The following is a 6,831-nucleotide window of genomic DNA, read 5'->3' as shown; positions in this document are numbered from 1 at the left end:
CGCCGACGGCCACCGTCTCGTCCTCGGGGACCAGGATCTCGGTGAGCACACCGGCGAACGGCGACGGGATCTCGGTGTCGACCTTGTCGGTCGAGATCTCGAGGAGCGGCTCGTCCACGGCGACCTCGTCACCGATCTGCTTGAGCCAGCGCGTCACGGTGCCCTCGGTCACACTCTCGCCGAGCTCGGGGAGGACGACGTCCTTCCCGCCGCCTGCGGGTGCGGCCGGCTGCTCGGCCGCCGGCGCCGGCGCGGCCTCAGCGGCGGCGGGAGCTTCGGCGGCGGGAGCTTCGGCGGCCGGAGCCTCGGCGGGGGCTGCGGGAGCGGCCTCGGCGGCAGCGGCCTCAGGCGCCGGGGCGGCCTCGGGGGCTGCGGAGCCGTCGCCGATCTTCGCCAGCACGGCGCCGACCTCGACGGTCTCGTCCTCCTGCACGAGGATCTCCTCGATCACGCCGCTGACCGGCGAGGGGATCTCGGTGTCCACCTTGTCCGTGGAGATCTCGAGCAGGCCCTCGTCCGCCTGGACCGTGTCGCCGACGTTCTTGAGCCAGCGGGTGACCGTTCCCTCGGTCACGCTCTCGCCGAGAGCGGGGAGGACCACGGATGTGCTCATGAGGATGTCTCCTTCTGAAGAAATATCGGATCTAGCTTAGTGATGGGGCGCGGCCCGAAGGGTCACAGCGCGTGCAGGGGCTTGCCGGCGAGAGCGAGGAACGCCTCGCCGAGCGCTTCGGACTGGGTCGGGTGCGCGTGGATGAACGGCGCGATGTCTTCGGGGTGGGCCTCCCAGCCGACGACGAGCTGGCCCTCGGTGATGAGCTCGCCGACGCGGTCGCCGATCAGGTGGACGCCGAGGACCGGCCCCTCCTTCGCGCGGACGACCTTGACGATGCCGCTCGTGCCGAGGATCTCGCTCTTGCCGTTGCCCGCGAGGTTGTACTCGTACGCGACGATGCCGTCCGCGCCGTGCGCGTCGGCCGCCTGCGCCTCGGTGAGGCCGACGGACGCGACCTCGGGGTGGCTGTACGTGACCTTCGGGATGTGGGCGTCGGGAATGAGGACGGGGGAGAGTCCGGCGATCTCCTCGGCGACGAAGATGCCCTGCTGGAAGCCGCGGTGCGCGAGCTGCGGGCCCGGGACGATGTCGCCGACGGCCCAAACGTGGTCGACGCCGGTGCGCAGCCGCTCGTCGGCGATGACGAAGCCGCGGTCGATCGTCACGCCCGCCTCCTCGTAGCCGAGACCCGCGGTCGCCGGGCCGCGCCCGACGGCGACGAGCAGGTAGTCGGCCGTGAAGGTCTTGCCGTCCTCGAGCGTGACGGTCACGGCGTCGGCGGTCTGCGTCGCGGTCTGGAAACGCACGCCGAGCGAGTACTGGATGCCGCGGCGCCGGAACGCGCGCTCGAGGCCCTTGCTGAGCGACAGATCCTCGTTGGGCACGAGGTGATCGAGCGCCTCGACGATCGTGACGTCGGCGCCGAACGAGCGCCAGACGCTCGCGAACTCGACGCCGATGACGCCGCCGCCCAAGATCACGACGCTGCCGGGGACCTCGTCCAGCTCGAGTGCGTGCTCGCTGGTGAGGATGCGGCCGCCGATCTCGAGGCCGGGCAGTGTCCGGCTGTACGAGCCGGTGGCCAGCACGACGTCGGTGCCGCGATAGAGGTCGTCGCCGACACGGACGGCCGGGCCGGCCTCGAGGCGTCCCTCGCCGTTCACCACGGTGATGCCGCGCGCCTTGACCAGGCCCTCGAGCCCCTTGTACTTCTTCGCGACGATGCCCTCACGGTACGCGCGGACGCCCGCGGGGTCGACGCCCTCGAAGGTCGCGCGGATGCCGATGGCCGAGGCATCCCGTGCCGTCTCGGCCACCTCGGCCGCGTGCAGCAGGGCCTTCGTCGGGATGCAGCCGCGGTGCAGGCACGTCCCGCCCACCTTGTCCTTCTCGACGAGGGCTACGGTCTTGCCGAGTTCCGCGGCGCGGAGCGCGGCTGCATAGCCGCCGCTTCCACCGCCGAGAATGACGAGATCGAAGGAGTGGTCGGTCATCGTGCCTCCTCATCGAGGTCTGCCAGGACGAAGCGGATCAGGCTGCGCACGGTGGCGGCAGTCGGTCCCTTGTCGGTGAAGCCGTACGGCGCGCCCTTGTGGGTCCCGCTGCCGGCGATGTCGAGATGCACCCAGGGGATTCGGGGCGCATCCGTCTCGTCGGCCGTGCGGCCGACGAAGTGACGCAGGAACAGTCCTGCGAAGAGCGAGCCGCCCGCAGGGTCGCCGATCTTGGCGTTCTGCAGGTCGGCGATGGGGGAATCGAGCTCCTCCACCATGTGGGCGGGAAGGGGCAGCTGCCACGCGGGCTCGCCGGTCTCGGCGGCTGCGGCGAGGTAGGCGGCCACGGCGCCGTCGTCGCCCATCACACCGGTGTGGCGCGTGCCGAGGGCGACGAGGATCGCCCCGGTGAGCGTGGCGACGTCGACGATCACGTCCGGGTTCTCGCGGCTGGCGGCGACCAGCCCGTCGGCGAGCACGAGACGGCCCTCGGCGTCGGTGTTGAGCACTTCCACGGTCGTGCCGTCGAGCAGGCGCAGCACGTCGCCGGGGCGCGTGGCGCGGCCCGACGGCATGTTGTCGGCCATGCAGAGCCATGCCGTCACCTTCACGGGAGCGCCGACGGACGCCACGGCCCGCAGCACGCCCAGGACCGTGGCGGCGCCCGCCATGTCGTACTTCATGCCGACCATCGAGGCGGCGGGTTTGAGCGACAGGCCTCCGGTGTCGAAGGTGATGCCCTTGCCCACCAGCGCGACGTGCCTGTCTGCGTCCTCGGGCGCGTACTCGAGGCGGACGAGGCGCGGCGGACGGTCCGACCCCTGCCCCACGCCGAGGATGCCGCCGAAGCCCTGCTCGCGCAGCGCCTCTTCGTCGAGCACCTCGACGGTGACCGGCAGGTCCGCGACGGACTCGGTGGCGCGCTGCGCGACGTCGGCGGGGCCGAGCCATTCGGCCGGGGTGTTGACGAGGTCCTTGACGAGGGCGACGGATGCCGCGGTCTCGACGACCAGCTTCAGCGCCGCGTCGTCCGGCTCGGCGCTGCCATGGACGACCACGCGCTGCGCGCGCGGCTTCGGCGCCTCGGTCTTGTAGCCCTCGAAGCGGTAGCCGCCGAGGGCGGCGCCCTCCGCGGCGGCGGTCCACAGCGAGGGGTCGGCGTACGGGGCGGCCACGGCGACGGTCGCGAAGCCGGTGATGGCGCGGATCGCCGCGCCCACAGCGTCGCGCAGGGCCGCGGCACCCGGAGCCGAACCGGTCCCGAGGACGGCCAGCGGCAGCGTCGTCGCGTCCGGCGCGTACACGCGCACCCAGGAGCCCGCGGCGCCGGTGAAGCCCACCCCCGACAGCGCCTCGCGCAGGCCCGGCCAGTCGGAGAGATCCGGGGATCCCTCGGCGTCGAGCGGGGGGAGCGCGAGGAGAAGAAGGTCGGCGTCGGACTCTCGGACAGGTGCAGTGCGGTACTCGAGGTCGGGGAACGACATGGTCTCCATCCTAGGGACGACGACTGTTCGCTCTGAGCGCGACCATCGCGACCCGACCTCGGCGGACGGCTCGTAGCATGGGTGCATGCCTTTTCCCGGCCCGCTGTTCGAGCGTGCGGCTTCAGCGCCGCCCGTCCCGCGCGGGTTGCCGCTCGTGATCGCCCTGACCGGGTTCACCGATGCCGGCAGCGCCGTGAGCCGCGTGATCGACTACTTCCGTGAGGACCTCTCGCCGTCGCCGCTCGCCGTGTTCTCCAACGACACGCTGCTGGATTACCGCGCGCGCCGCCCGATCGTGTCGTTCGAGAAGGACCACCTCACCGACTACCGGCCCTCGCGCCTGGAGCTGTCGTTCGCCCACGACGCCCTCGGGCAGCCGTTCCTGCTGCTCGCCGGCTACGAGCCCGATTTCGCGTGGGATGCCTTCACCGAGGCGGTCCTCGAGTTCACCGAGGTGTACGGCGTCTCTACGGTGACGTGGGTCCACGCGATCCCGATGCCCGTGCCGCACACCCGGCCCATCGGCACGACGGTGAGCGGAACGCGGTCGGAGCTCACCGAGGCGCACTCGGTGTGGCAGCCCCACACCCAGGTGCCGGCGACGGCAGGCCATCTGCTGGAGTACCGCCTCGCCGCCGCGGGCGCGCGCGTCGCGGGTTTCGTACTGCTGATCCCGCACTATCTCGGCGACACCGAGTACCCGGCAGCGGCTCTGGCCGCCCTCGACAGCCTCACCGTCGCGACGGGACTCGTGTTCGCGGGCGACGAGCTGCGCGAGGAGAACCGCGAGTACCTCGAGAAGGTCAGCGAGCAGATCGAGGGCAGCGACGAGCTCGCGCGCATGGTGCAGGGCCTGGAAGAGCGCTACGACGCCTACATGGCGGGATCCACTCTGGCGACCCCGATGATCCACACGGGCGATCTGCCCAGCGCCGATGAACTGGCGGCCGAACTCGAGCGGTTCCTGGCGACGCGCCCCGGCGAGGACGACAAGCGCGGCTCGTGATCGTGCACACACCGCGCGTCGGCGGAATTCGACGCCGGACCGGCGTGTTGACACCAGGGATGGAGGTGCGCCGGTCTCGGCAGGGCGATGCTGGCGGCGCACGGCAAGTATGAGATACTAGACGCTCTGACCCGTTGTCAACCGTCTTCGTAGGGCATCCCCTCGAAGATGTGGACTTGACAAGGGTCTTACTAGTGTCCGAAACCGACCGGAGAGGCGCAGGGCGCCTCGACCGGTGAAAGGCGAAACGTGACTCCAGGCACGAACACCAAGGCTCGCTCGGCCGCGAAGGACACCGAGACGGCCCCGGCGACGACGGCGGCCGCCAAGAAGGCTCCGGCGGCCAAGGGCGCCGCGAAGGCCAAGGCCGCTCCGAAGACCGCGTCCAAGCGCGCGAAGAAGTCGGACGACGACTTCGAGGACGACGTCGAGGAGCTCGACGACGACGTCGAACTCGAGGAAGACGGCGACGACACCGAGGGCGACACGGCGGAAGCCGGCGCGGCGGCCAAGGGCGCGAAGGCGTCGGGCGACGACGCCAACGCGACCGACGACGAGGAGGAAGAGGAGGAGAGCACCAAGCCGGCGTTCACCGAGCCTCTCCCCACCGGCGCGATCGTCATCTCGTCGAGCGACGAGGACGACGTCCCGGTCTACTCGACCCAGATCACGGGCGCGACGGCCGACCCCGTCAAGGACTACCTCAAGCAGATCGGCAAGGTGCCGCTCCTGAACGCGGCCGAAGAGGTCGAGCTCGCGATGCGGATCGAGGCGGGCCTGTTCGCCGAAGAGAAGCTGTCGCACATGTCGGCGGCCGAGAAGACCTCGCAGCTCGGACTCGACCTGCAGTGGGTCGCCCGCGACGGCCAGCGCGCGAAGAGCCACCTGCTCGGTGCGAACCTGCGCCTCGTGGTGTCGCTCGCCAAGCGATACACCGGCCGCGGCATGCAGTTCCTGGATCTGATCCAGGAGGGCAACCTCGGCCTCATCCGCGCGGTCGAGAAGTTCGACTACACCAAGGGCTTCAAGTTCTCGACCTACGCGACGTGGTGGATCCGTCAGGCCATCACCCGCGCCATGGCCGACCAGGCTCGCACCATCCGCATCCCGGTGCACATGGTCGAGGTCATCAACAAGCTCGCGCGCGTGCAGCGTCAGATGCTGCAGGACCTCGGCCGCGAACCCACGCCCGAGGAGCTCAGCCGCGAGCTCGACATGACCCCCGAGAAGGTCATCGAGGTGCAGAAGTACGGCCGCGAGCCGATCTCGCTGCACACGCCCCTCGGTGAGGACGGCGACAGCGAATTCGGTGACCTCATCGAGGACACCGAGGCCGTGGTCCCCGCCGACGCGGTGGGCTTCACGATGCTGCAGCGTCAGCTCGAGTCGCTCCTCGACTCGCTCTCGGAGCGCGAGGCCGGCGTGATCCGCATGCGCTTCGGCCTCGGCGACGGCCAGCCGAAGACGCTCGACCAGATCGGCGACACGTTCGGGGTCACCCGCGAGCGCATCCGCCAGATCGAGTCGAAGACGATGGCGAAGCTGCGGCACCCGTCGCGTTCGCAGTCGCTGCGGGACTACCTCGAGTGAGTGAGGCGAACGCCGGCAAGGCGCTCACCGTCCAGGTCGAGGGCTCGTCGTTCGCGCGCATCCCGATCCGCACGCGGGTCGTGATGCCGGGCGACGACCTCGACGAGTTCGTCCGCGAGTACGCGGCCGACGTCGTGCGCGAGGGCGACCTGCTGTTCGTGACCGAGAAGATCGTCGCGATCACGCAGGGCCGCTCGTACCTCGTGGAGGACATCAAGCCCCGCAAGCTCGCGCTCTTCCTCTCGAAGTACGTCACGCGCACGCCCTACGGCATCGGCCTGGGCATGCCCGAGACGATGGAGATGGCCCTGCGCGAGTGCGGCACGATCCGCATCCTGTTCGCGGCTGCCGTCTCCGCCGTCACCAAGCTGTTCGGACGCAAGGGCGACTTCTACCGCATCGCCGGCGACAAGGCCCGGGCGATCGACGGACCGACGTCGGGCACGATCCCGCCGTACAACAAGGCGGTCGTTCTCGGACCCGAGTGCCCGCGCGAGGTCGCGACGCACCTCAAGGCGCTGCTGGGCGGCGTGCCCGAGGTGGCCGTGGTCGACATCAACGACCTCGGCGGCAACATCCTCGGCTCCACGCTCGACAAGGGCGAAGAGAAGCGGCTCGTCTCGATCCTCAAGGACAACCCGCTGGGGCAGGGCCACCAGTCGACCCCGCTCGGGATCGTCCGCACGATCTGACGGATTCAGC

At 70.5% G+C, this 6,831-nt stretch carries 6 protein-coding genes; 3 read left to right on the top strand and 3 right to left on the bottom strand.

Annotated elements, in window-relative coordinates; all coding sequences use genetic code 11:
• The 3 genes from Q9R33_RS20415 to Q9R33_RS20405 form a co-directional block, all read right to left on the bottom strand.
• Positions 1–613 (bottom strand): biotin/lipoyl-containing protein (locus tag Q9R33_RS20415; RefSeq protein ID WP_311294945.1); only part of this gene is annotated, 613 nt, incomplete at its 3' end.
• Between the two features lie 62 nt (positions 614–675).
• Positions 676–2,049, bottom strand: coding sequence for a dihydrolipoyl dehydrogenase (gene lpdA / locus Q9R33_RS20410; RefSeq protein ID WP_310246683.1), 1,374 nt, complete (start codon positions 2,047–2,049; stop codon positions 676–678).
• Positions 2,046–3,533, bottom strand: coding sequence for a leucyl aminopeptidase (locus Q9R33_RS20405; RefSeq protein ID WP_056367338.1), 1,488 nt, complete (start codon positions 3,531–3,533; stop codon positions 2,046–2,048). Before Q9R33_RS20405 ends, lpdA begins: the two co-directional genes overlap by 4 nt.
• 85 nt (positions 3,534–3,618) lie before the next feature.
• On the opposite strand from Q9R33_RS20405, the gene Q9R33_RS20400 reads away from it, so the two are divergent.
• The 3 genes from Q9R33_RS20400 (at position 3,619) to Q9R33_RS20390 (ending at position 6,821) form a co-directional block, all read left to right on the top strand.
• Positions 3,619–4,539, top strand: a complete 921-nt coding sequence (locus Q9R33_RS20400) for a PAC2 family protein (RefSeq protein WP_311294944.1) — start codon at positions 3,619–3,621, stop codon at positions 4,537–4,539.
• 249 nt (positions 4,540–4,788) lie between these two features.
• Entirely contained in the window at positions 4,789–6,129 is a 1,341-nt protein-coding gene (locus Q9R33_RS20395) for an RNA polymerase sigma factor (RefSeq protein ID WP_056367336.1), read from the top strand.
• Positions 6,126–6,821, top strand: coding sequence for a coenzyme F420-0:L-glutamate ligase (locus Q9R33_RS20390; RefSeq protein ID WP_311294943.1), 696 nt, complete (start codon positions 6,126–6,128; stop codon positions 6,819–6,821). Before Q9R33_RS20395 ends, Q9R33_RS20390 begins: the two co-directional genes overlap by 4 nt.
• The last annotated feature ends 10 nt before the right edge of the window (positions 6,822–6,831 follow it).

This window comes from Microbacterium sp. PRC9, assembly GCF_031844125.1.
Classification (GTDB): Bacteria; Actinomycetota; Actinomycetes; order Actinomycetales; family Microbacteriaceae; genus Microbacterium.
This window is presented reverse-complemented; position numbering and strand designations above follow the sequence as displayed.

Excerpts from the sequence above, each read along its gene's own strand:
- lpdA (WP_310246683.1), bottom strand. The coding sequence starts at position 2,049 with ATGACCGACCACTCCTTCGATCTCGTCATTCTCGGCGGTGGAAGCGGC.
- Q9R33_RS20405 (WP_056367338.1), bottom strand. The coding sequence starts at position 3,533 with ATGTCGTTCCCCGACCTCGAGTACCGCACTGCACCTGTCCGAGAGTCC.
- Q9R33_RS20400 (WP_311294944.1), top strand. The coding sequence starts at position 3,619 with ATGCCTTTTCCCGGCCCGCTGTTCGAGCGTGCGGCTTCAGCGCCGCCC.